Origin of the sequence: Streptomyces blattellae (assembly GCF_009709555.1) — a bacterium.
Lineage (GTDB): Bacteria > Actinomycetota > Actinomycetes > Streptomycetales > Streptomycetaceae > Streptomyces > Streptomyces blattellae.
The window spans coordinates 223144-248050 of record NZ_WJBG01000127.1; the positions used below are offsets into that span (position 1 = coordinate 223144).

Here is a 24907-nt window from a genome sequence, read left to right on the forward strand (position 1 = left end):
TGGTGACCTTGCGCTTCTGGCTGACGGGCATGGGCACTCTGCTCCCCGCTGGTCGTGTCTAGTCCGCGGCATCGCGCCGTGGCTGGCAGTACCTCATCGGCGCTCCTCGCCTCCGGGTGTAATGGACGGTGACGCGTGAGATTCTGTGAGACACCAACGCAAAAGCCCTGACCCCCACTTGGGAGGATCAGGGCCTTGACCTGGTGTTTCTTCGCGCACTCGGCAGGATTCGAACCTGCAACCTTCTGATCCGTAGTTACTGGGCCGCATCACTCGGCTTCGGTTCCCCGGCACGGGCCAGCACCCCCAACGGCACCGGCCGGGCGAACGGTCTGCGGCCCGGCGTCTCACCGCACCCGGCCAGCCCCGCGACCGCGGGCCCGCACACCCGCCCCTGGCACCAGCCCATTCCGGCCCGCGTCAGCAGCTTCACGGTCCGCAGGTCACCGGCGCCGAGGTCGGCGACGGCCTCGCGGATCGCGCCGCCGGTCACCTCCTCGCAGCGGCAGACCACGGTGTCGTCGGTGACCTGCTCGGCCCAGTGGGCGGGTGGCGCGTACACGGGGTCCAGCGCGGCGAAGAACTCCCGCAGCCCGTTACGGGACTTGGCCGCCGCGGCCCAGGCGTGCGGGTCGGGGGCGGCACCGTTCAGCCGCGCGGCGGCCGAGCATCCCGCGATGTGCCCCTCGGCGAGGGCGAGGGCCGCGCCGCCGATGCCGGTGGTCTCGCCCGCGGCCCAGACGCCGGGGACGTCGGTGCGCTGATCGCCGTCGACGTCGACGCCCGGTCCGTCGAGGCGGCAGCCGAGGGTCTCGGCGAGGTCGGTGTGCGGCAGCATGCCGTGGCCGACGGCGAGGGTGTCGCAGGGGATGCGCCGCTCGGTGCCCGGCCGCACGCGTCCGGCGCCGTCGAGCGCGGCGACGGTCACCGCCTCGATGCGTCCGGTGCCGTGCGCCTCGACCACGGTGTGGCGGACGAGCGTGCGCACCCGGTGCCGGAGCAACCGGGCGGCGTACCGGGCGCCTTCGCCGACCTTGCCCGGCTGAGCCGCGAGCGCCCGGGTCCGTCGTACGAAATCCCTGGGATCGGCGGACTCGACGAGCGCCGCCACCTTCACCCCGGCCGCGGCCAGTCCGGTCGCCACCGGCAGCAGCAGCGGCCCGGTCCCGGCGACCACGGCGGTGGGCCCGGAGACGGCGAGGGCGCCCTTGAGCATGGCCTGCGCGCCGCCCGCTGTGACGACGCCGGGGAGGGTCCAGCCGGGGAAGGGCAGCACCTTCTCGTATCCGCCGGTGGCGAGGACAGTGGCGTCGGCGTGCACGACGGCCGGTTCCTCCTGCTCGGGACCGAGCAGCGCGTGCACCGTGAAGCGGCCCGACTGCCGTTCCACGAGCCATGCATGATGGTCCGTCAAGTGCATGACCCGGCCTGACTCGACCTGTCCGGCGAGGGCGTCCCGCAGCCGCTCCCAGGTCCGCCACTGGTGGTGCAGGGCCTGCGGGCGCCGGGCCCGGAGCGCGGCGGCGGGCTGACGGTAGAACTGCCCGCCCGCCTCCGCCGCCGAGTCGATGAGGGTGACCCGGACGCCGCGCGCCGCGGCGGCCACGGTGGCGGCGAGGCCCGCCGGGCCCGCGCCGATGACGGCGAGATGCGGCCGTTCAGTCATCGTGCCCCGTCCCGTCCTGCGTGCGGATCGCATCGCCCGGCCGCGCCGGCACGAGGCAAGCTCGCTGGTTCGGGCGGTCGTTCACGGTGACCAGACAGTCGAAGCAGACGCCGATGCCGCAGAAGATTCCGCGCGGCCGGCCTTCGACGCGGGTGGTGCGCCAGGAGGTGACGCCGGCCGCCCAGAGCGCGGCGGCGACGGTCTGGCCGGGGAACGCCTCGATCTCGCGGCCGTCCAGGGTGACCGTGAAGGCGGGACCCGGCCGGGCCGCGGCCAGGTCGACGGGGGTTCTCATACGTCCTGTCCCCCGAAGCGGTCGGGCCGGAACGGCGTCAGATCCAGGTCCGGGGCCTTCTCGGTCAGCGCCTGTGCGATCAGTTGCCCCGTGCCGGTCGCGAGCCCGATGCCGGCGCCCTCGTGGCCGCAGGCGTGGTGGAGCCCCGGCACCCGTGGATCGGGGCCGATGGCGGGCAGGTGGTCGGGCATGTACGGCCGGAAGCCGAGGTAGGCGCGCATCGCGCGGACCCGTTCCAGGAACGGGAACAGCCGCGTCGCGCCGGCCGCGAGCGCCCGCACGGCCGGCAGCGAGAAGGACCGGTCGAAGCCGACGCGTTCACGGCTCGCGCCGATGAGGACCGGCCCGGCGGCCGTGCCCTCCACGACCGGCGAGGTCTGCAGTGCCGCCGAGTCGCTGGCGACGTCGGCCACGTAGTCGGCGGCGTACACCTTGTGGTGGACCATGCGCGGGAGCGGCTCGGTGACGAGGACGAAGCCGCGGCGCGGGAGGACGGGGAGGTCCACGCCGGCGAGGGCGGCGAGGGCGGCGCCCCAGGTGCCCGCCGCGTTGACGACCGCCGGGGCGTGCAGATCGCCTCCGTCGGTGCGGACGCCGCGGACCGCCCCGCCCGGGGTGCGCAGGATGTCCGTCACGGTCCGGCCGGTGCGCAGGCGGGCGCCGGAGGCCTTGAGGAGGTGGGCGGCGGCCAGGGCGGGCATGACCTGGGAGTCCTGGGGGTAGTGGACGGCGCCGGGGAGGCCGGGGGCGAGATGGGGTTCGAGGTCGTACAGGGCGTCGGGTGCGACGGGTTGAGCGGTGACTCCGGCGGCGCGCTGTCCGTCGGCGAAGCGCTCCAGGGCGGTGAGCCCGCTGGGGGAGGTGGCCACCACCACGCCGCCCTTGGCCTCGTACTCCACCGACTTCCCGAACTCCGCGCCGAGTTCGGCCCACAGGCGGCCGGACAGGAGTGCGAGGTCCAGTTCGGGGCCGGGTTCCTTGTCGGAGACGAGGATGTTGCCCTCACCGGCGCCGGTCGTGCCGCCGGCCACCGGGCCACGGTCGACGACTGTCACGTCGAGGCCCGCGCGGGTGGCGTAGAGGGCGCACGCGGCGCCCGCCATGCCGGCCCCGACGACCACGACATCGCAGGTCAGTCGCTTGCTCACGGCAGTACTATGTCACATACCGCTCTAGCTGGGAACGTCGTCACCCTGGGAACGCCACCACACACGGAAGAGGTGCCCCCGACATGGCCAAAGGCCGCAAGAACTCTCTCTACCGAGGAATCCCCGACGAGCTCTCCGCCCTGATGCGGACGGGCTGGGCCGACACCGAACGCAGGGACCTGACGCCGACCGGGCAGGCCCCGTACGCGGCCCGCCGCCGCGCCGCGCTGTCCGCCCGTTTCCCCGGCGAGCGGCTGGTCGTCCCGTCCGGAGGCCTCAAGATCCGCTCGAACGACAGCCATTACGCCTACCGCCCCTACACCGGCTATGTGCACCTGACCGGCGATCAGGCCCGCGACGGCGCCCTGGTCCTGGAACCCCGCCCGGACGGCGGCCACGACGCGCACTGCTACCAGCTCCCCCGCGACAGCCGGGACAGCGACGAGTTCTGGACGGGCTACACCGCCGAGCTGTGGATGGGCCGCCGCCGTACGCTCGCCGAGTCGGAGCTGGTGCTCGGCATGGAGTGCCGGGACATCCGGACGATCGCCGAGGACCTGGCGAAGTCCACCCGCACCCCCACCCGTGTCGTCCGCGGCGTCGACCCGTCACTGGAGGCGGTGCTCGCCACCGACGAGGAGCGGGACGACGAGTTCGAGGAGGCCGTGTCCGGGCTGCGGCTGGTCAAGGACGAGTGGGAGACAGCCGAACTGCGCCGCGCCGTGGACGCGACCGTCCGCGGATTCACCGATGTCGTACGGGAGTTGTCGCAGGCGATCGCCACCTCTGAGCGGTGGATCGAGGGCACCTTCTTCCGCCGGGCCCGCGTCGAGGGCAACACCGTCGGCTACGGCTCCATCTGCGCGGCCGGCGAGCACGCCACGATCATGCACTGGCAGGACAACGACGGCCCGGTCCGCCCCGGCGAACTCCTGCTGCTGGACGCGGGCGTGGAGACCCACACGCTCTACACCGCCGACGTCACCCGCACGCTCCCGATCAAGGGCACCTTCACCCCGCTGCAGCGCGAGATCTACGACGCGGTGTACGAGGCCCAGGAGGCGGGCATGGCCGCGGTCAAGCCCGGCGCGCACTACCGCGACTTCCATGAGGCCGCCCAGCGGTCGCTGGCCGCCCGCCTGGTGGAGTGGGGTTTCCTCGACGGCCCGGCCGAGCGCGTGTACGAGCTGGACCTCCAGCGCCGCTTCACCATGGCGGGCACCGGCCACATGCTCGGCCTCGACGTGCACGACTGCGCGCAGGCCCGCAACGGAGCCTACATCGACGGCGTCCTGGAAGCCGGTATGTGCCTGACCGTCGAGCCCGGCCTCTACTTCCAGCCCGATGACCTGACCGTCCCCGAGGAATGGCGCGGCATCGGCGTCCGGATCGAGGACGACGTGCTGGTGACGGCGGACGGGAACGAGAACCTGTCGGCGGCGCTCCCTCGCTCCGCCGACCAAGTCGAGGCGTGGATGCGGGAGTTCGCGGGCTGACCCGGAAGGTTCGGCCGCCCGTCCTGACCAGGGCGCCGTCGGCGACCTGAACGCCGGCGGTGCCCGGTCAGGCGTCGGGGGCGGAGACCACCGTGAGGTGGCTCGCCGTGCGGCGGACTCGTGCGGCCCTGCGGCCGGCGGGGGTGGCGCGGCGGGCGGGGCGCAGGACGAGCGTCATCCGCGTGTAGCCCATCTCGTGCAGTGTCCGGGGGGTTTCGTCGACGACCCGGCAGTCCGTGGTGCCCCAGCGCGGGTCCGGGTGCAGCAGCGGGCGGACCGCGCCGTCTTGGGCGAGGGCCTGCTCGCCCACCGCGCGGATCCAGTGCGGCAGGCCGTGCCGGTAGGCGGCCTCCATGATGGGGTCCTGGGCGATGTCCCGGCGGATCGACTGCAGCTCGTGGTCATGGCCGTGCCGCTCCACGGCGGCGGCGAAGAGGGCCAGCATCGGCAGGCACCAGCTCGACTCGTGTTCCCCGAGGACCGTGCTCGCGTCCGGGTGGAAGAGGACGAAGCGCAGGAAGTTGTCGTAGGGCATGGCCGTGGGGTGCGGGCCGATGCCGAGGAAAAGTGTCTCGAAAGCGGTGTTGGCCAGGACCACGTCCCAGCGGTGGTCCAGCACGACGGACGGGAAGGGGACGGCCTCCAGGAGGGCGGCGTAGTCCTGGAGATACGCCTGGGCCTCAAGACTCTCGGGAACGGGCCGCGGCGCCGGACGCTGCCCACCTGCCTGATATGCCATCGGGAGGTCACCCCTCTTGCCTATGCGGCCTTCACGCGGCGCCTTGATCCTCCTGCCCCGACGCGAGACGTGTCAACTATCGTGGCATTTCATGCCGGTTGACGACTGAAATTGGCCACAGTTGTGGCGAGACCTGGATGCGAGTTCGAGCCACCGGCTACTCTCCGGGAAGTTCACGGCAACCCTGTGTGGTGAGAATGCCGGTGAGAAGGCCTGTGAGAGACGTGGGAGATCTGTCGGTGACGGATGGCTTCGAGAGTCCCGGCGCCCCGACGGCGGCTCTGCCGGCCGTCGTCGCCCGGGTCACCGCACTCGCCGACCGGCTCGGCGTGGCGCACGCGGACGTCTTCGACACCGGCCGTCTGTCCGTCGCCTCCGGCGTCCCCGAGCCCGTGGTCAAGGCCCTGCTGAGCGGCCGGCCCGCGGGCGAACCCGATGTGCAGGCCAGGTTTCTGCAACGCCTGGACCTGCTGCGCCGCACCCGGCTCAAGCCGAACGGGCGCAAGTACACCCAGCAGGAGATCGCCGACGGCGCGGGCATGTCGCGGCAGCAGGCGGGCGCTCTCATCAACGGCGACCGGCGCCCCACCATGGAGCACTGCGACGCCGTCCAGCGCTTCTTCCGGGTGCATGCCGGATTCCTCACGGCGGAGGACCCCGAAGCGCTCGCGGGCACCCTGCAACGCACCGAGCAGGAGCTGTTGCAGAAGCTCGCCGACCGTGAGAGGGAGGCGGCGGCCGACGCAGACGACCCGCTGGAGCGACTGCTGCAGGACCACGGCGTCCGCGGAATCGCCTGGCGGGCCGCTCAGCTGCCCACCGACCAGCACCGCGACAAGGTCGCCGAATGGCTGGACATGCTCCTGGAGAGCGTCAAGCGGCCCGAGTCCTGATCTCAGCCCCAGGACCTGTACGGCGCTCGGTCCGACGTGGTCGTCGAGGAACGCACCGCCCCCGGCCACCAGTTGGTCATCCTGGGCGTGGCTGGGCACTTGCCATGGGCTGAGTGGGCGAACCGGCAGCTGGCCGAGCCCGATTGTCAGTGGGGGGCGGCAAGCTTGGAGGTGCGTCACCCGCACGCGGGTGCGTGACCGACGATGCCGACGTGGGGAGAGCCGTCCGATGCCGACCGCCTTGATGACCGACCGTGAGCGCACCGCCGTACAGGCCTATCTGCGACTGCTGCATACGGTGCGGGCGGCCTTCGACACCGCCGCCGGGCCGCCGGGCGGTGGCCGGCCGTTCGCCGTTCCGCCGTCCGTGCTGGCCGAGGCGGAGCAGGCGCTGGCGGAGGCGGGGCTCGCGGGCAACGAGGAGGAGTTCTTCCGGCTGTTGCAGAGCTGGTGCCCGGACTCCTGACCTAGACCCGGGCCTCGTGGGGCACGGAGACGGCCGTCGCCACCAGGCCGCGTTGGACGGTCCAGCGGCCCGCGAAGTGCCCGAGCCGCCGCCCGCCGACGGACGGTCCGGGGACCAGCAGTTCGGCGCGGAAGGCGCCGGCCCACCGCTCCCCGGGCTCCGCGGAGATCTCGATGTCGGCCTCGGCGAAGTCCAGCCACTGCCGGGTGAGGGGGAACCACGCCTTGTAGACGGACTCCTTGGCGCTGAACAGGAGCCGGTCCCAGTGGATGTCCGGGCGGAGCACGGACAGGCTGGTCAGCCGGGGTCCCTCCGTGGGCAGGGACACGGCGGCCAGGACACCCTCGGGAAGCGGGTGATGGGGTTCGGCGTCGATGCCGATCGAGGCGAGGTCGGTGGCACGGACCAGTGCGGCGGCGTGGTAGCCCTCGCAGTGGGTCATGCTGCCGACCAGGCCGGCCGGCCAGCCCGGTGCGCCGCGTTCGCCGGGCAGGACGGGCTGCGGCGGCACGCCGAGCTTCTCCATGGCGCGGCGGGCACAGGCCCGTACGGTGGCGAACTCACGGCGACGCTTGTCGACCGCCCGCGCGACGACCGCCTCCTCCTCGGGGTACAGCGGCGCCGGCTCGTCGTCACCGTACGTCTCCACGGCCACCACCGAGGCGGGCAGCAGCTCATCGATCACCTGGCCCGACCTCCCTGGGCAGTATGCGGCGCAACGCCCCCGGATCCTGGGGGCGTTTGCTCCATTCCCGCGGGTACCCCACGGACACCTCTTCGAAGCGGACACCGTCGTGCCAGGTCGTCCGCGGGATGTGCAGATGACCATAGACCATGGTCTCGACCCGGAATCTGCGGTGCCAGTCGGCGGTCAGCCCGGTGCCGCACCACATGGCGAACTCGGGGTACCACAGGACCTCCGTCGGGTGCCGGTCCAGCGGGTAGTGGTTGACCAGCACCGTCGGCAGGTCCTCGGGCAGTTCGGCGAGCCTGCGTTCGGTGGCCTCGACCCGGGCCCGGCACCAGGCGTCGCGGCTCGGGTAGGGGTCGGGGTGCAGCAGATACTCGTCGTTGCAGACGATCCCGGTTCCGTGCGCGTACGCCAGCCCCTCGTCCTTGGTGGCGCAGCCGGCCGGGAGGAACGAGTAGTCGTAGAGCAGGAACAACGGCGCCACGGCCACCGGGCCGCCGGGGCCGTCCCAGACGGGGTACGGGTCCTCGGGCGTGAGCACGCCGAGTTCGCGGCACACCTCGACGAGGTGGTCGTAGCGGGCGACGCCGCGCAGGGTGACGGGATCCTTGGGGTGGGTCCACAGTTCGTGGTTGCCGGGGGCCCAGACGACCTTGCGGAAGCGGCCGGCGAGGGTCTCCAGGGCCCAGCGCACGTCGGAGACGGTCTCGGAGACGTCGCCGGCCACCAGGAGCCAGTCGTCGTCCGTGCCGGGGTGCATCTTCTCGACGAGGGCGCGGTTCTCCGGGTAGCTGATGTGCAGATCGCTGATGGCCAGCAGTTGCCCGGCACCACCGCCCGTCGACGTCACCTGTTCGCCCCTTCCGCGCACGAATGGCTCCACGACAGCACATCCGCGGGGCCCCGGACAAGGCGGATCCCGGCGGCGGACAGTGCGGGCCGGCAGGCGACCATCGACCCGACGTGCACCATCGAGAATCCGTAACACGCATGTTGCACGCCACACCCCCGCGAACCCGTATGATCGCCCCAACACCACCACCACGAACTTCCCTTCAGCAGGGCAGTTTGGTGTTCCCTCCATTCGATAGGCCGGGCGCGGCCTGCTCCGCCGTGCCCGCGAACCGTGAAAGGCGGCCTGCATGGTCTCTCGCGTACGCGTCTGGCTCAACCGCACGTACGCGGAGAACGTGTTCTTCATGGATCAGCTGCGCCGAAATCCCAGTGATCGGGCCGTCGAGATCCATGCCACGCACGGGGACGCCGACTCCCCCGTGCTGGCCGCCGCCGACACCGCCGACGTCGAGCCGGAGGGCCTGTCCCCGGCCGCGTATGTCGAGTACGCCCTGGACCAGTGCGTACGCCGTGGCATCGACGTGTTCGTGCCCCGTATGCAGCAGGCGGCGATCGTGGCGCACCGCTCCGAGTTCGAGGCGGTCGGCACGGCGGTGCTCGCGCCGCCGCCCGAGGCCGTGGCCGTCTTCCAGGACAAGGTGATCGCGTACGAGGCGGTCGAGGCGATCGGGGTGCCGGTGCCGCCGTGGTGGCGGGTGCGGTCGGCGGACGAACTCGTCGCCGCCGTCGAGGAGTTGGAGGCGGGCGGCCACAAGGCGTGCTTCAAGCCGGCGTCCGGCGCGGGCGGGGTCGGCTTCCGCAACATCACGCGCGCCCCGTTCTCGATGATGCACCTGACCGGGTTCCCGAGTTCGTACGTCCCGCTCGACCTGGTCGTGCAGGCGGTGCGGCAGGCCGACGAGCCGGTGGACTGGCTGGTGATGCCGCGCCTGGAGCAGCCGGAGGTGTCGGTGGACTGCCTCACCGGGCCCGACAACCGGATCCGGCTGTCGGTGGGCCGCACGAAGGACGGCCGCCGGCGCGGGTTCACTCTGCACGAGCAGTGGCTGGAGCCGGCGCGGGCGATCGCGGAGGGGTTCGGGCTGCACTATCTCTCCAACATCCAGTTTCGGATGTTCGGGGACACACCGGTTCTGATGGATGTCAACACGCGTCCGGCGGGCGGGCTGCATCAGCTGTCGCTGTGCGGGGTCAACGCGCCCTGGGCGGCCGTCCAGTTGGCACTGGGTGAGGATCCGGGTGAAATGGTTCCGCCGTTCCTCGGGCAGGACTACACGGTGGTGTCGGGGCCGCGGCCGTTGCGGGCGGTGTCGCTGCCGCACCAGAGGGTCGAGGAGTCGGCGCCGGTGCCTGCGGCGCCTGCGCCGGTCGACTCCGTCGAGGTGACGGCTGAGGCGCTGCCGCTGTAGGCCGTCTGCCGGGCGCGAGTCTTCGTGGTTGCTCGCGCCCACGCGGGCGGCCCAGGTCTGCTCAGACCTCGTACCCCCACGCCTGCGCGATCTCCTTCAGGCGCGGCGCGAGTTCGGCCGTGGGGTCGGCGGTGCGGGCGGGCTGGATGCGGCCCGACTTGATGGTGCTGCTCCAGTCGCCGAGCTGGGGGCGGAAGGTGCCGTGGTCGTTGTTGCCGTAGTCGAGCATGGTGCGCTCCCACTCGACGCCGAGGTAGTCGCACACGGCGCGGGTGGCCTTCTCCGGTTCGGCGGTGAGTTCCTCGTACCGGACGATGTGCGCGTTCCGGATGCTCTGCCGCGCCTCCTCCAGCTTCTCCGAGTAGTTGAGCACCTCGGCGAGGATGGCCTCGTGGTCGGGTTCCTTGCGGCGGTCGGTCAGGGACGCGACGATCGCGCCCGGGTGGCGCAGCAGCAGGATGTAGCGGGCGCCCGGCCAACATCGTTCCAGCCGGGGCCAGATGAGGGTGTTCGGCGGCGTCTTGTCGACGATGACGTCCTTGCCGCTGCGGGTCAGCTCCAGGTGCAGGACCCGGTCCCACAGCAGGTGCTCCAGCTCGATCTTGTCGAGTTCCAGCGCCTTCATGGCGTCCGCGGTGAAGCTGCGGGTCAACTGGACGTGAACCGTGCGCAGATGCATCTCGTGCGGGGCGCGGATCCGGCTGTGGCTGTTCAGCAGCACCCGCAGCAGGGTCGAGCCGGAGCGCACCGAGGACAGCACGAAGACCGGCGACTCCACCAGCCGCGGGGCGAGCGGAGCGACGTATGCCGGCTGCTTGGGCTTCGCGGCGGGCCGGGGGGCGGGAATGGCGTCCAGGGGCCGACGCGGCGGGCTGACCGCCTGCATCATCAGCCTCCCCCGGCGCTTCAGCCCCTTGCCGATCGCTGACTTACGCGAGTCTCCCACCGCGACACCTTTCTCGTACGCCTTACCCGGGCATCTCACGGGCAGTATGCAAACTCCAGGTGTCCGGCAGGCAAAGTGCCAGCTCACGGACACCGGGTTTTCGGACGTGACCAGGCACTTTACTGCTTCCTTAAATCTTCGTGGGAGTTGGGGCCACAACGCCTTCACGATCAGAAACGTCCAGCCCCCCGGTACAGCTCCAGCTCGCCGTCCAGTTCGACGGCGAGGACCGTGGCATGCGGGTCGAGGTCCGCCGCGGCGGGGGGTTCGATCCACAGCACACCCGGCGTTTCGTGCAGCCCTCCGGTGACCCGGTGGGCCAGTTCGGTGCCGCCGCCGAGCACGGTGACCCGGCGCACGGAGCCGAGCAGACCGCGTACGTTGATCTCGTTGCGCGGGGCGTCGAAGAGGATGAGGTACAGCGTGCGGCGGTCCTTGGAGAGGGTGCTCGGGCCGTAGTGGTGGCCGGCGGGCAGCCCTCGTACGGTGCCGTACACCGCCTCCGCGTGCTTGGCGATCCAGTCGCCGAGCCCTTCGAGGCGCTCGACCTGCTCCCGCGGGATCGTGCCGTCCTCCCTGGGCCCGACGCTGAGGAGCAGGTTGCCGCCTGAGCCGACCGTCTCGGTGAAGTAGCGGATCAGCTGGTCGACCGACTTGTGGTTGTGGTCGTGGTGCTGGTGACCCCAGGAGTCGTTGATCGTCAGGCAGAGCTCCCAGGGGCCCTCGGGCGGGACGACCGGGGCGCCCTGTTCGGGGGTCGCGTAGTCGCCCTCGCTGAGCATGCGGGCGTTGAACACGACGTCCGGCACCTCGGAGCGGATCAGCGCGGCCAGTTCGGGTATGCGCCACTGCTCCTCGCTGCGGTCCCACTCCCCGTCGAACCACAGCAGGTCCGGCTGGTAGCGGGAGGTCAGCTCGCGGATCTGGCCGTCCCGGTAGGCGAGGAAGCGTTCCCAGGCGTCCAGGTCCTCGAACTCGGCCGCCACCTCGGAGTAGCGGTTGTCCTCCAGCTCCGGCGGACGGCCCGGCTTGCGCGTGGAGGCGTAGTCGGGATGGCTCCAGTCGGAGTGCGAGTAGTAGAGGCCGACCTTGAGGCCCTGCTCGCGCATGGCGTCCGCGTAGCCGCGGATCAGGTCGCGGCCGACGTTCAGGTCGCCGTGGGCGGTGTCCCACAGGGCGACGCCGTCGTGGTGCCGGCTGGTCAGGACGGCGTACTTGGCGCCGGCCCGGGCGAACAGCTTGGCCCAGTCCCGCGGCTCGTACCGGGAGGCGGTGAAGCGGTCGAACTGGGACATGTAGGTGTCGTACGGGACGATGTCGTCGTAGAACGACCAGGACTCCTGGACGCCGTCCACCGCGTAGATCCCCCAGTGCACGAAGATCCCCAGCTTGGCGTCGGAGAACCACTGCTGCATCGGCACGGCTAGCTCCTGCTCAGGCGGAGGGTCAGGATCTGGAAGGGACGCAGTCCGACACGGACGGCTCCGTCCACGACGTCCACGGCATCCGCGAGGTCCCCGTCCGACAGCGGGCGTTCGAGCAGGTCGGTGACCTGGGCGCCGGCCAGTGGGAAGCCGGTGCGCAGGACGCCCTGGGCCCGGCCGCCGCGGGACTCGTAGAGCCGTACGACGACGTCGCCGGACCGGTCGTCGGCGAGCTTGACCGCCTCGATGGTCACGCCGTCGCCGTCCACGGAGACGACCGGCTCGGGTGCGCCCGCCGCGTCCGCCACGCGCAGCGGGAGGTTGAGGGCGTAGCCCTCGGCGACGGCGTCCTCGATGGTCGCGCCGGGCAGCAGCGCGTAGGTGAAGCGGTGGCGGCCCTGGTCGGCCTCCGGGTCCGGGATGCGCGGGGCGCGGACCAGGCTGAGGCGGACCGTGGTCGTCGTACCTCCCCCAGCCTCCGGCCGGGGGGACCCCCATCTCGCTTCGCTCGCCTCGCGGACCGTGCGGGACACGTCGTGGCCGTACGTCGAGTCGTTGATGACGGCGACGCCGTAGCCGGGCTCCGCGATGTGCACCCAGCGGTGGCCGGACACCTCGAAGCGGGCCGCCTCCCAGCTGGTGTTGGTGTGCGTGGGGCGCTGGATGTGGCCGTAGGCGATCTCGGCGGAGGAGTGCGGTGCCCTGATGTCCACCGGGAAGCCGGCCTTGAGGAACTTCTCCGCCTCGTGCCAGTCGATGTCCGTCTCGAAGTCGATGCGGGGGCTGCCGGCCCGGAGTGTGATCGTCTGGGTGATGGTCGAGCCGTTGCCGAAGGGCCGCACGACACGGACCGCGCCGACCAGCGGGTCCTGCTCGACGACCGTGATCTCCGAGGCGTCCAGCAGGTCCTTGTAGCGGTTCTTGTAGTGCTTGTCGACGTCCCAGGCGTCCCAGTAGTTGGGCAGGTCGGTGTGCAGGCGGAGCAGGTTGCCCGCGCCGGCGAGGACTTCACGGTCCGCCCGCAGGTCGCGGACGGACGCCAGTGTTCCGTCCTGCGCCACCGTCACGCGCACGAGTCCGTTGTCGAGGACGCGGCCCTCGACCGTCACCGGCTGCGGGGGCTCGGCGGCGGCGAGCGGCGCGCTGCCGCCCGCCGGCACCTCCACGTAGACCGGCCCGTCGGCCGCGCGCAGCACCTCGGAGCGGTCGTACGGACTCGTGTTGTACACCCGGGCTCCGCCGCCGCCCAGGGCGGCCACCGCCTCCCGCGTCAGCGCCTCCAGTTCCTCGGCCACCCGGGCGTACTCCGCCTCGGCCTCCCGGTGCACCCAGGCGATCGACGACCCCGGCAGGATGTCGTGGAACTGGTGGAGGAGGACCGTCTTCCACAGCCGGTCCAGCCGCTCGTACGGGTAGGTGTAGCCCGGCGCGTGCAGTGCCGCCGTCGTCGCCCACAACTCGGCCTCGCGGAGCCTGTGTTCGGAGCGGCGGTTGCCCTGCTTGGTGCGGGCCTGGGAGGTGTACGTGGCGCGGTGCAGCTCCAGGTACAGCTCGCCGACCCAGACGGGGGCGTCGGGGTACTCCTCGCGGGCCTTGGCGAAGAAGTCGTCGGGGTGCTCGACGACGACCTTCGGCGAGCCCTCCAGGTCGGCCAGCCTGCGCGCCCGTTCCATGATCTCGCGGGTGGGGCCGCCACCGCCGTCGCCCCAGCCGAAGGGGGCCAGGGAGCGGGTGGCACCGCCCTTCTCGGCGTAGTTGCGGACGGCGCGGGACATCTCCTCGCCGCTGAAGCGGGCGTTATAGGTGTCGACCGGCGGGAAGTGGGTGAAGATGCGGGTGCCGTCGATGCCCTCCCACCAGAAGGTGTGGTGGGGGAATTTGTTGGTCTGGTTCCAGGAGATCTTCTGGGTGAGGAACCACTCGTTACCGGCGAGCTTGGCGAGCTGCGGGTAGGCCGCGGTGTAGCCGAAGGAGTCCGGCAGCCACACGCCCTTGGTCTCGACGCCGAAGTGCTCCATGAAGAACCGCTTGCCGTGGACGAACTGCCGGGCGACCGCCTCGCCGCCGGGCAGGTTGCCGTCGGCCTCCACCCACATGCCGCCGACGGGAGCCCACTGGCCCTTCTTCACCGACTCCTGGATCCGCGCCCACACCCGCGGGTAATTGTCGCGCACCCATTCGTACTGCTGGGCCTGCGAGCAGGCGAAGACGAAGTCCTCGTACTCGTCGGCGAGCGCGGTGACGTTGGAGAAGGTACGCGACGTCTTGCGCTTGGTCTCGCGGATGGGCCACAGCCAGGCGGAGTCGATGTGCGCGTGGCCGACGCCGGAGACCACGTGTGCGCTGGCGTTCGCGGGCTTGGACAGCACGGGCCGCAGCGCGGCGCGCACCTGAGCCGCCGAGCCGGACACGTCGTCGAGGTCGAGCAGGTCCATCGCCCGGTCCAGGGCGTGCGCGATCTCGTGGCGGCGCGGGTCGTGCTCGCCCAGCTCCAGCATCAGCTCGCGCAGCACCTCCACGTCCAGGTCGAGGTGGAAGACCTCCTCGTCGAGGACGGCGAGGCCGGCTCGCCGGAAGGTGTAGAGCGGCTTGTCGCCGGCGGTCAGGACATCGCCGAGCAGCGTCGGGGCGGCGAACTCGTTCGCGAGGATGTCCGGGTTGGAGGCCGCCTCCACCAGGTAGTCGATCTGCTCACCGCCGGTCGCCGGGTTGGCGATGGGCACGTACTGGTTGAGCGGGTTGACCGCCTTCAGCGGTGTGCCGTCCGCGAGGTGGACCAGCGCCTCGGCCTGGTTGCCGGGCCAGTCCCCGACGAAGCCGAGGTCGATGACCGCCTCGACGCGCTTGCCGGCCCACTCGGCGGGCACCTGCCCGCGCATCCGGAACCAGGTCGTGCCCCATGGCGGGCCCCACGGGGTGTCCATCGCGAAGGGAGCGTAGGCGGCGGCCGCCGCCTCCTCGAAGGAGACCGGCTCGCCCGGTGCCTGCCAGGCCTCGACCTCGAACGGCACGGTGGCCGCGTAGACCGCGGTCTTGATGCGCTGGTCGTGAAGGCGCTGGACGCGCTCTTCGATCCGTTGGCGTTCGTCGTGCATCAGAGTCTCCAGAGAGCTTGCGGGGAGATGAAGAGTCTGCCGGGAAAGCGCGCTTACGCGAGGTACGCGAGACCGGGGTGGACTTGGGTGTAGCCGTCGACGAGTCTGCGGGCCACGTTCACGGAGTCGACGAGCGGATGCAGTGCGAAGGCCTTCACGGCCGTCGCACGGGAGCCGGACTCGGCCGCGGCGAGGACCTCGCGCTCGACCGCCTTGACCGAGCAGACGAGCCCGGTGGCGTGGTCGGGCAGCGGGTCGACGGCGACCGGGTGGGCACCGTTGGCGTCGACGAGGCACGGAACCTCGATGACGGCATCGTTGTCAAGGACGGAGAGCGTGTGCTCGTTGCGCACGTTGAGGATCAGGGTGGTGCGCTCGTCGCGGGCGATCGCCCGCATCAGCGCGAGGGCGACCTTCTCGTAGCCGCCGGAGAGGTCGTCCGCGTCGCGCTCGCCGGCGCCCGCCGTCTCCCGGTTCTCCGCCATGTACGTCGCCTCGCGCTCGGCGCGGGTGCGGTCCCAGGCGAGCAGCGCCGCCGCGCTCGGGTCGCGCATCTGCTCGTAGAAGCGGGCCTGCTGGTCGCGCAGGAAGGCGCCGCGGGTCTGCTGGGCCTCCTGGTAGGCGCGGACGGCTTCGCGGTTGAAGTAGTAGTAGTGCAGGTACTCGTTCGGGACGGCGCCCAGGGACTGCAGCCAGTCGGGGCCGAAGAGCTTGCCCTCCTCGAAGGAGCCGAGCATGCCGGGGTCGGCAAGCAGGCGCGGCAGCTCGTCGCGGCCGGCGACGCGCAGGCCGCGCACCCAGCCGAGGTGGTTGAGGCCGACGTAGTCGATCCACGCCTCTCGCGGGTTCGCGCCGAGCACCCGGGCGATACGGCGGCCGAGGCCGACCGGCGAGTCGCAGATGCCGATGACCCGGCCCGCGAGATGGCGGGACATGGCCTCGGTGACCAGGCCGGCGGGGTTGGTGAAGTTGATGACCCAGGCGTCGGGCGCGAGGCGGGCCACCCGCCGCGCGATGTCGACGGCGACGGGCACGGTCCGCAGGCCGTAGGCGATGCCGCCGGCGCCGACCGTCTCCTGGCCGAGGACGCCCTGCGCCAGGGCCACCCGCTCGTCGTTCGCGCGTCCTTCCAGGCCGCCGACGCGGATCGCGGAGAACACGAAGTCCGCGCCCCGCAGCGCCTCGTCGAGGTCGGTGGTGGCGCTCACCTCGGGAGCGTCGGGGACGCCGGCGGCCTGCTCGGCGAGCACGCGGGTCACGGCGTTCAGCCGGGTGGCGTCCAGGTCGTGCAGCACGACCCGGGTCACCCGGCCCTCGGCGCGGTCTTCGAGGAGCGCGCCGTACACGAGCGGCACGCGGAATCCGCCGCCGCCCAGAATGGTCAGCTTCACCGGCTTCCTCCAAGCGTGCCCTGGCGCTCAGGCCGGCGGGGAACCTCACGGAGCCGGTCATGGAACGGAGGTTCGGCCGTTGGGCGGGCATCTGCCCGCGTGCACGGGCGGGCTCCGCATAGTGCGTCGCGAGAACCAAGCACGCGCTGACTCCTTGCACTTGTGCCAAGAACCCGGGCTGGTTTCAGCCCGGCTGATGTTGATCGCGCAGGACTCGATCGCCTGCTGAGCGATCGAGCGGTGTGCGCCAGCAGTCTCCTTCGATTCCGAGGGATCTCAAGGATCCGAAAAATCCGAGGGACCCGAAAGACCCGAGGGATCCAGGAGAGGGAATTCAAGCTTGCCCCCTTCCTGCCAGTACCACCTCGACGCGGGCCTCCTCCAGGGAGGCCCGCGTCGCAGCGTCCACGGGCGCGTCCGTCACCACCATGTCCAGGTCCTCGGGACCGCATACCTTCGCCATGCCCGTGCCCGGGAACTTCGCCGAGTCGGCGAGCAGGACGACCTGGTCACTGGCCTTGATCATGGCGCGCTTGACCGGCACCTCGACGACCGTGGTGTCCATCACGTGCCCGCCCGGGCGCACTCCACTGGTGCCGAGGAAGAGCCAGTCTGCGTGCAGCTGGCGCAGATTGTCCTCGGTGAGGAAGCCGACCAGGGAGCGGTACTCGCGGCGGACCATGCCGCCGAGCAGGACCAGCTCGATGCCCTCGTCGTCGGCGAGTTCCTCGTAGACCACCAGGTTGCTGGTGATCACCGTGAGCCGACGGCCGTGCAGCCGGCGGGCCAGGCGGTAGGCGGTGGTACCGATGTCGAGCAGCACCGACTGACCATCTTTGATCATCGCCGCCGCATGCTCGGCTATCGCGTCCTTCTCGGACACGCGCACCTCGGCGACCTCGGCGAAGGGCTGGTCGCCCTCCTCCGCCACGGCGCCGCCGTGCACCCGGGTGAGCAGGCCGTCCTCCTCAAGTTTCACCAGGTCACGGCGGATGGTGGCGGGGCTCACACCCAGCTGCTCGGAGAGATCGGTCACGGCCGCGGGACCGCCGGAGCGCAGGGCCCGCAGGATGAGTTGGTGTCGTCGTTCTGCCAGCACGCTGTGAACAGTACTCGTCATCTTCAATCATTTCCATGCTCAGTTCTGCTGAGGTATTGACCAATGTCGCCGAGCGGCGCACGATTCCGGTCATCGAAAATGACGAGTTTTGACGAGCTCCCCACGAAGGGATGTGCGCGTGGACGACGACAGGCCCGATGTGCTGCTGACCGGGCTGCTCTTCTACGACCTCGTCCTCACCGGGCTCGGGAAGCCGCCGACGCCGGGCGAGGAGATCTGGACCTCCGGCATGGGCTGCGGCCCGGGCGGCATCGCGAACCTCGCGGTGGCCGCCTCCCGGTTCGGCCTGAAGACCTCCCTGGCCGCGGTCTTCGGCGACGACTTCTACGGCGAGCACTGCCGTGACGTCCTCGCCGGCCAGGAAGGCGTCGACCTCTCGCTCTCCCGCACTGCGGACGGCTGGCACACCCCGGTCACCGTCTCCATCGCGCACGGTCACGACCGGGCCCTGGTCACCCACGGCCAGGTACCGCCGTACTCGCAGGACACGCTGATGGGCGACCCGCCCGAGGCACGCACCGCGCTGGTGCACATCGAGGCCGAGCCCCGCGCCTGGCTCGGCAAGGCCGCCGCGAACGGCACCCAGATCTACGCGGACGTCGGCTGGGACCCCACCCGGCAGTGGTCCACCGACCTCCTCGACCAGCTCTCCCTGTGCCACGCCTTCCTCCCCAACGAGACCGAGGCGATGGCCTACACCCGCACGGACAGCGCGGTGGCGGCGCTCGGCACGCTCACCGAACTGGTGCCGGTGGCCGTGGTCACCCGTGGCGGCGACGGCGCGATCGCCGCCGACCAGACCACGGGCGAGTACGCGGAGGTTCCCGCCCTCGACATCGATGTCCTGGACGCGACCGGCGCCGGCGACGTGTTCGGCGCGAGCTTCGTCGCCGCCTCGCTCGGCGGCTGGCCGCTGGTGGAGCGGCTGAAGTTCGCGGTGCTGGCGTCCGGACTGTCGGTCCGGCACCGCACCGGAGCGCTGGCCGCCCCCGGCTGGTACGGCATCCACCAGTGGTGGCAGGCGCTCGACGACCCCGCCCTGCGGCGCTCTTACGGCTTCCTGGCCGACCGGATGCCGCAGGACCCCGGACCGCCGGTCCGGTACGCGCCGCTGACGCCCCCGAACTCCCCCCACTGATCTGCCCTCATCTGCCCTGATCTCCCCTCATCCCCCTGGTACACGAAGATCCACGAAGATCCGTGAACACCCGAAAGGCGGTGGGAGCTGTGCGGCTCTCACGAAGAGGCCTGCTGCGCGCGGGCCTGGCCGGTACGGCCGCCACGGCACTCGGCGGCCTGGCGACCGGCTGTGCCGTTCCGACCGGTTCGACCGGCCGGAACATGGTGCTGTGGTACTGGAGCGGAGGCCTGAGCGACACCGTCGTGAAGAACGCCAAGGCCCGCTACGACAGCGCGGTCGACCTCCAGGCCATCCAGATCGGCGGCCAGTACCGCTCGAAGCTCATCACCACCATCACCGGCCAGGCCCACATCCCCGACATCGCGGGGCTCAAGGGCGAGGACATGGCCTCCTACCTGCCGAACGCGGACCAGTTCATCGATCTGCGGACGCTGGGCGCGGAGAAGTACAAGAGCCGGTACCTGACCTGGAAGTGGGACCAGGGCATCGCCGACGACGGCACGATGGTCGGCTTCCCGATCGACTGCGGTCCGGTGGCGCACTTCTACCAGTACCAGGTGTTCCGCCGGGCGGGACTGCCGTACGAACCCGACGACGTGTCGAAGGAGCTGAACACCTGGGAGAAGTTCTTCGACGCGGGCGAGCAGCTGGGCAGGCGGGTGTCGGGGGCGAAGCTGCTCACCGACGTCAACAGCGTCTACGACAACGTGGTCAACCAGGGCAGCAAGCGGTACGTCGACAAGGACCGCCACTTCATCGGCGACCAGGAGCATGTGCGCCGGGCGTGGGATCTCGCCGTGGAGGCCAAGCGGCGGGGGATCGTCTCGGACCTCGTCACCGGCACCCCGGACCAGCTGTCGGCCGTGCAGGACGGCAAGCTGCCGAGCCAGCTCGGCGCCTCCTGGGCCACGTTCGACCTGAAGAACGGCGTGCCGAAGACCGAGGGCAAGTGGCGGATCGCCCAGATGCCGGTACGGCCCTCCAACAACGGCGGCTCGTTCCTGTCGATCACCAAGGCGTGCCGGGAGCCCGAGCAGGCCTTCGAGATCATCGCCTGGATGCTCAACGCGGCCAACCAGGCGCAGGGGTACGTCGACGCGGGTCTGTTCCCGTCCACCCCGGCCTCGTTCGGCCTGAAGCAACTCCAGGAGCCGGACGACTTCTTCGGCGGCCAGGTCACCACGGACATCTTCGGTCCGGCCGCGGAGAGGATCACCGTCGCCTACAACAGCCCGTACGACACCGCCCTCGGGCAGCCCATCAAGGACGAGATCAAGAACGTCGGCGTCCTCGGCAAGGACCCCAAGAACGCATGGAGTGACGCCATGAGCAAGTGCCGGCGTATCGCGAAGCACCTGGGGGTGAGCTACTGATGGCCGTCCTGGAGCAGACCCCGCCCGCTGTGGCGAAGCCCTCCCCCACCCAGCCCAAGAAGGGCTGGCGCAAGTACTGGCACCTCTACGCCGCGATCTCCCCCTTCTACCTGCTCTTCCTCGCCTTCGGCCTGTTCCCGGTGGGCTTCTCCCTCTACCTGTCCTTCCACCGCTGGGACGGCCTCGGCACGATGGAGTGGGCCGGGCTCTCGCAGTACCAGTACCTGCTGAGCGACACCGACTTCTGGAACTCGATCGGCAACACGATCATCATCTGGGCGCTGGCCACCTTCCCCATGATCTTCCTGGCGATGGTCACCGCCGTGATGCTCAACTCGGCGGTCCGGTTCAAGAGCCTGTACCGCGTCGCGTACTTCCTGCCGAACGTCACCTCGGTCGTCGCGATCGCGATCGTCTTCGGCTCCATCTTCGCCACCAACAACGGCGTGGTGAACGCCGTCCTGCGGGGGGTGGGGCTCGACCAGGTGGCCTGGCTGAACACGCCGTGGGGCATCAAGGTCACCATCGCGGCGCTGATGACCTGGCAGTGGACCGGCTACAACGCCATCATCTTCCTCGCCGGACTCCAGACCATCCCGAGCGACCTGTACGAGGCCGCGCGCATGGACGGCGCGGGTCCCGTCCAGACCTTCTTCCGGATCACGCTGCCCCTGCTGCGGCCCACGCTGCTGTTCGTGCTCGTCGTCTCGACCGTCACCGGTCTGCAGAGCTTCTCCGAGCCGCAGGTGCTGCTCCAGACCACTACCAACGACTCGACGTTCGCGGGCGGTCCGGGCCACTCGGGCCAGACGATGGTCCTCTACTTCTTCCAGCAGACCTTCGACAACAACGACTTCGGGTACGGAGCGGCGGTGGCGTGGGGCATCTTCCTCGTCGTCGTGCTCTTCTCGATCATCAACTGGCGCCTCGTGCAGCGCCGGGGCGAGTAGGAGGGGCGCATCATGCCATCCATCAAGGGGTCCCGCCGCAGGGCCATCGGGCTGCACCTCCCGCTGATCATCGGCACCGTGATCTCGGCCTTCCCGTTCTACTGGGCCGTGATCATGTCGACGCACAGTTCGTCGGAGATCTTCTCGTACCCGCCGAAACTGCTGCCGGGCACGCACTTCCTGGAGAACGTCCGCAACCTCTTCGACGCCATCGACTTCTTCGGGTCGATGTGGAACTCGCTGCTGGTCGCGACGTCGGTGACCTTCCTGGTCCTGCTCTTCGACTCGCTGGCGGCCTTCGTCTTCGCCAAGTTCGAGTTCCCGGGCAAGGGACTGCTGTTCGGGATGCTGATGGTCATCTTCATGGTGCCCGCGCAGCTGTCGGTCATCCCGCAGTTCGTCGTCATGGCGCGGATCGGCTGGATCGGCTCGATGACCGCGCTGATCGTGCCGGCCGCGGCCAACGCCTTCGGCATCTTCTGGATGCGGCAGTACATGAAGACCGCCATCCACGACGAACTGCTCGACGCCTCCAAGCTCGACGGCGCGAACTTCCTGCGCCAGTACTGGCACGTGGCGCTGCCGGTGGTCCGGCCCGGCCTGGCCTTCCTCGGCATCTTCACCTTCATGGGCCAGTGGAACGACTTCGCCTGGCCCCTGATCGCCCTCACCAACCCCGACAACGTGACCCTCCAGGTCGCGCTGTCCCAGCTCAACGGCACCCACGGCACCACCGACTACGGCATCGTGATGACCGGCGCCCTGCTCGCCCTGATCCCGTTGCTGATCGTGTTCGCGATCGGCGCCAAGCAGATCATCGGCGACCTCGCCAAGGGAGCCGTCCGCGGATGAACCCCATGCTGGCGCTCCGCCCCTGGGAGGCACCCGAGGTGACCTCCTGGGGACGGATCCCGATGAACGCGGTCGACCGGCGCACCGGGGCGCTGAACCTCGACGGGGAGTGGCGCTTCCAGCTGCTGCCCTCCCCGGACGCCCCCGTGCCGGCGAACTGGTCCTCGTCGTACGTGCCCGGCGCGTGGACCCTCCAGGACACCGGCGACCTCCCCCAGTACACCAACGTCCGCATGCCGTTCGCCGAGTTCCCGCCGGACTCGCCGTCCGGGAATCCGACGGGTGTGTACGAGCGTGCGGTGGACGTCCCCGCCGAGTGGGCCGGCCGGCGGATCGTGCTCCAGGTGGGTGCGGCCGAGAGCGTGCTGCTGGTGCAGGTGGACGGGCGGCCGGTCGGGATCTCGAAGGACTCGCATCTGGCGGCCGAGTTCGACCTGACGGATGTCGTACGCCCGGGCTCGTCCGCGACCGTGCGGCTCACGGTCGTCAAGTGGTCCGACGCCTCCCACATCGAGGACCAGGACCAGTGGTGGCACGGCGGGATCACCCGGTCGGTGCTGTTGTACGCGACGGATCCGCTGTATCTCGCGGACGTGACGGTACGGGCGCCTGCCGACGGCGGGTTGCGGGTGGACTGCCTGGTGCGGGACACGCGCGGTGCCCTGCCGGAAGGGTGGTATGTCACATGCCACCTGGACGGGGAACCGCTCGCGCGCGACACCGAGTTCGACCGGCGCAACACCGCCGAGGAGCGCGTCTCCGACTTTCTCGGCGAGGCACGACTGCACGCGACCGTCCCCGGCGTCCGCACCTGGACCGCCGAGACACCCGAGCTGTACGGACTGACCGTCCGGCTGCACCGCGCCGACGGAACGGTCGCCGACACGTCGCACCAGCGCATCGGCTTCCGCGACGTCGGGATCACCGGCCGGTATCTGCTCGTCAACGGCGAGCGGATCTACATCCGGGGCGTGAACCGGCACGACTTCCATCCGCTGACGGGCCGGACGGTGTCGTACGACGACATACGCGCCGAGCTCGTCCTGCTGAAGCGCTTCGGCTTCAACGCGATCCGCACCGCGCACTACCCGAACGACCCGGCCCTCTACGACCTCGCGGACGAGCTCGGCTTCTACGTCGTCGACGAGGCGGACATCGAGTCCCACGACCACGCCCATGAGATCGCCGACGACCCCCGCTATCTGAACGCCTTCGTGGACCGGGTCTCGCGGATGGTGCTGCGGGACAAGAACCACCCGTCGGTGATCATCTGGTCGCTGGGCAACGAGTCCGACTACGGCGCCCATCATGACGCGGCGGCAGCCTGGGTACGGCGGCACGATCCGACCCGGCCGATCCAGTACGAGGGGGCGGCCAAACTCGACTGGGCGGCGACGGACGACGCCTCGGACATCGCCTGCCCGATGTACGCGCCGATCGAGGACTGTGTCGCGCACGCGCTGTCCGGCGAGCAGACCAGGCCGCTGATCCAGTGCGAGTACTCGCACGCCATGGGCAACAGCAACGGCACGCTCGCCGACCACTGGGCCGCCATCGAGTCAACGCCGGGTCTTCAGGGCGGGTTCATCTGGGAGTTCTGGGACCACGGGATCCTGCAACGCGTGAGCGACGGAAGACCGGCCGGGCGTGGGGGCGCCGGGCTCTACAACAACGGTGTCGCCGTGCCCGGCCATCGCTGGGCGTACGGCGGCGACTTCGGCGAGCAGATCCACGACGGCGCGTTCATCGCCGACGGGATCGTCTTCCCCGACGGCACGCCCAAGCCGGTGATGTACGAGCACCGGGAGATCGCGGCGCCGGTGCGGCTGACCTGCTTCCGGCACGCGGGGCCCGAGGTCGAGAACCACCAGTCCTTCCGCGGGCTGGACTGGCTGTCCGCCCGGTGGGAGCTGGCCCTCTCCGACGGACGGACGCTGACCGCCCCGGCCGAGCTGCCCGACCTGGTTCCCGGCGGGACGGCGACCGTGCCGCTGCCCTTCGAGCTGCCGGACGACGGCGGCGAGGCCTGGGTGACGCTGCGGGTGACCACGAAGGACGACGAGCCCTGGGGGCCGCGCGGCACCGAGGTGTGCGCGCCCCAGCTGCGGTTGCGGGACGCGGCGGCGCCGAAGCCGGCGACCGTCCAGGGCCCGCCCGTCGAGGTCGACGGTGAAGGCCTCCTCGTCCATCCCCTCCTCACCGCCGCCCCCACGCTGTCGCTGTGGCGGGCGCCCACCGACAACGACGAACTGGGCGGCATCGCGCCGCGCTGGCGGGCCTGGGGGCTGGACGCGCTCGTCCGCAAGGTCGTCAACGTGCGGCGGGACGGCGAGCGCGTGACCGTGCACGCCGAGTACGCCGAGTACGCCGAGTACGCCGGGACGATCGGCGTCGTCCGGCATGTCCAGGTGTTCACCGCCGTCGAGGGCGGCGTGCGGGTCGAGGAGTCGGCCGAGCTGCCGGAGGACTTCCAGGACGTGGCCCGGGTGGGCACGGTGTTCGAGACGGTGCCGGGGCTCGACCTGCTGGAGTGGTTCGGGCAGGGGCCCTGGGAGTCGTATCCGGACCGGAGTGCGGGCGCGGTCGTCGGCCATCACTCCGCGCCCGTGGACGAGTTGTTCACCCCCTATCTGCGCCCGCAGGAAAGCGGCGGCCGGCACGGCGTACGGCACTTCACGCTGTCCGCGCCGGACGCCACCGGTCTCGCGGTACGGCTGGACGAGCCCCGGCAGGTCTCGGTGACCCGGTACCGCGCCGAGGACCTCACCGCCGCCGCCCACCACGACGAGCTGGTGCCGCGACCGGGGTGCGTGGTGCACATCGACGCGGCGCACCGGGGGCTGGGCACGGCGTCGTGCGGCCCCGACACCTTCCCCTCCTATCGGGTCGCACCGGGCATCCACCGCTGGAGCTGGACTCTGCGCGTTCTCTGACTCCCCGACTCCCCCAACACCTCC

At 70.8% G+C, this 24907-nt stretch carries 20 protein-coding genes; 9 read left to right on the top strand and 11 right to left on the bottom strand.

What is annotated here, in order from left to right; genetic code table 11:
- Window positions 1-256 precede the first annotated feature (256 nt).
- Genes GFH49_RS12445 through GFH49_RS12455 form a run of 3 tightly spaced genes read right to left on the bottom strand, consistent with a single transcriptional unit; the run spans window position 257 to window position 3109 of the window.
- Window positions 257-1666 (bottom strand): NAD(P)/FAD-dependent oxidoreductase, encoded by a 1410-nt coding sequence (locus tag GFH49_RS12445; RefSeq protein ID WP_155055903.1) that lies wholly within the window; start codon window positions 1664-1666, stop codon window positions 257-259.
- Window positions 1659-1961 (bottom strand): (2Fe-2S)-binding protein, encoded by a 303-nt coding sequence (locus tag GFH49_RS12450; protein WP_155055904.1) that lies wholly within the window; start codon window positions 1959-1961, stop codon window positions 1659-1661. The genes GFH49_RS12445 and GFH49_RS12450 overlap by 8 nt, the downstream gene beginning before the upstream one ends.
- The gene (locus GFH49_RS12455; RefSeq protein ID WP_155055905.1) at window positions 1958-3109 is read right to left on the bottom strand and encodes an NAD(P)/FAD-dependent oxidoreductase; all 1152 of its coding nucleotides are present in this window, start codon (window positions 3107-3109) and stop codon (window positions 1958-1960) included. The genes GFH49_RS12450 and GFH49_RS12455 overlap by 4 nt, the downstream gene beginning before the upstream one ends.
- Window positions 3110-3192: 83 nt before the next feature.
- Here GFH49_RS12455 and GFH49_RS12460 point away from each other — a divergent pair, with 83 nt between their 5' ends.
- Window positions 3193-4605, top strand: a complete 1413-nt coding sequence (locus GFH49_RS12460) for an aminopeptidase P family protein (protein ID WP_155055906.1) — start codon at window positions 3193-3195, stop codon at window positions 4603-4605.
- Window positions 4606-4672: 67 nt separating this feature from the next.
- On the opposite strand, the gene GFH49_RS12465 is transcribed toward GFH49_RS12460, so the two are convergent.
- Window positions 4673-5344, bottom strand: a complete 672-nt coding sequence (locus tag GFH49_RS12465) for an MmyB family transcriptional regulator (RefSeq protein WP_196217952.1) — start codon at window positions 5342-5344, stop codon at window positions 4673-4675.
- 239 nt (window positions 5345-5583) lie between these two features.
- Here GFH49_RS12465 and GFH49_RS12470 point away from each other — a divergent pair, with 239 nt between their 5' ends.
- Window positions 5584-6237 (top strand): helix-turn-helix domain-containing protein, encoded by a 654-nt coding sequence (locus tag GFH49_RS12470; RefSeq protein ID WP_155055908.1) that lies wholly within the window; start codon window positions 5584-5586, stop codon window positions 6235-6237.
- Between the two features lie 229 nt (window positions 6238-6466).
- Entirely contained in the window at window positions 6467-6703 is a 237-nt protein-coding gene (locus GFH49_RS12475; RefSeq protein WP_155055909.1) for a hypothetical protein, read from the top strand.
- Window position 6704: 1 nt separating this feature from the next.
- Here the strand turns inward: GFH49_RS12475 and GFH49_RS12480 are convergent, their stop codons facing one another.
- Complete coding sequence (locus GFH49_RS12480) at window positions 6705-7388, bottom strand: 4'-phosphopantetheinyl transferase family protein (protein ID WP_155055910.1); 684 nt, start codon at window positions 7386-7388, stop codon at window positions 6705-6707.
- Entirely contained in the window at window positions 7378-8244 is an 867-nt protein-coding gene (locus GFH49_RS12485; RefSeq protein ID WP_155055954.1) for a metallophosphoesterase family protein, read from the bottom strand. Before GFH49_RS12485 ends, GFH49_RS12480 begins: the two co-directional genes overlap by 11 nt.
- Before the next feature lie 292 nt (window positions 8245-8536).
- Here GFH49_RS12485 and GFH49_RS12490 point away from each other — a divergent pair, with 292 nt between their 5' ends.
- Window positions 8537-9658 carry an ATP-grasp domain-containing protein gene (locus GFH49_RS12490; protein ID WP_155055911.1) on the top strand — a complete coding sequence of 374 codons (1122 nt, stop codon included), beginning with the start codon at window positions 8537-8539 and terminating at the stop codon, window positions 9656-9658.
- A 61-nt stretch (window positions 9659-9719) separates the two neighbouring features.
- Here the strand turns inward: GFH49_RS12490 and GFH49_RS12495 are convergent, their stop codons facing one another.
- The 5 genes from GFH49_RS12495 to GFH49_RS12515 form a co-directional block, all read right to left on the bottom strand.
- Window positions 9720-10604, bottom strand: a complete 885-nt coding sequence (locus GFH49_RS12495; protein ID WP_230396258.1) for a sulfotransferase family protein — start codon at window positions 10602-10604, stop codon at window positions 9720-9722.
- Between the two features lie 170 nt (window positions 10605-10774).
- A complete protein-coding gene (locus GFH49_RS12500; protein ID WP_196217953.1) occupies window positions 10775-12025 on the bottom strand; it encodes an alpha-L-fucosidase in 1251 nt (416 codons plus the stop codon).
- A 2-nt stretch (window positions 12026-12027) separates the two neighbouring features.
- Complete coding sequence (locus GFH49_RS12505; RefSeq protein WP_155055912.1) at window positions 12028-15123, bottom strand: alpha-mannosidase; 3096 nt, start codon at window positions 15121-15123, stop codon at window positions 12028-12030.
- A 53-nt stretch (window positions 15124-15176) separates the two neighbouring features.
- Window positions 15177-16514 (bottom strand): 6-phospho-beta-glucosidase, encoded by a 1338-nt coding sequence (locus tag GFH49_RS12510; protein ID WP_155055913.1) that lies wholly within the window; start codon window positions 16512-16514, stop codon window positions 15177-15179.
- A 334-nt stretch (window positions 16515-16848) separates the two neighbouring features.
- The gene (locus tag GFH49_RS12515; protein WP_155055914.1) at window positions 16849-17613 is read right to left on the bottom strand and encodes a DeoR/GlpR family DNA-binding transcription regulator; all 765 of its coding nucleotides are present in this window, start codon (window positions 17611-17613) and stop codon (window positions 16849-16851) included.
- A gap of 139 nt (window positions 17614-17752) precedes the next feature.
- On the opposite strand from GFH49_RS12515, the gene GFH49_RS12520 reads away from it, so the two are divergent.
- From GFH49_RS12520 to GFH49_RS12540, 5 genes are all read left to right on the top strand, one after another.
- Window positions 17753-18772: a carbohydrate kinase family protein gene (locus GFH49_RS12520; RefSeq protein ID WP_155055915.1), complete on the top strand. Its 1020-nt coding sequence runs from the start codon at window positions 17753-17755 to the stop codon at window positions 18770-18772.
- An 89-nt stretch (window positions 18773-18861) separates the two neighbouring features.
- Window positions 18862-20148, top strand: coding sequence for an extracellular solute-binding protein (locus GFH49_RS12525; protein WP_155055957.1), 1287 nt, complete (start codon window positions 18862-18864; stop codon window positions 20146-20148).
- The gene (locus GFH49_RS12530) at window positions 20148-21098 is read left to right on the top strand and encodes a carbohydrate ABC transporter permease (protein WP_155055916.1); all 951 of its coding nucleotides are present in this window, start codon (window positions 20148-20150) and stop codon (window positions 21096-21098) included. Before GFH49_RS12525 ends, GFH49_RS12530 begins: the two co-directional genes overlap by 1 nt.
- 12 nt (window positions 21099-21110) lie before the next feature.
- Window positions 21111-21950: a carbohydrate ABC transporter permease gene (locus GFH49_RS12535; RefSeq protein ID WP_155055917.1), complete on the top strand. Its 840-nt coding sequence runs from the start codon at window positions 21111-21113 to the stop codon at window positions 21948-21950.
- Window positions 21947-24883 (top strand): glycoside hydrolase family 2 TIM barrel-domain containing protein, encoded by a 2937-nt coding sequence (locus tag GFH49_RS12540; protein ID WP_155055918.1) that lies wholly within the window; start codon window positions 21947-21949, stop codon window positions 24881-24883. Before GFH49_RS12535 ends, GFH49_RS12540 begins: the two co-directional genes overlap by 4 nt.
- The last annotated feature ends 24 nt before the right edge of the window (window positions 24884-24907 follow it).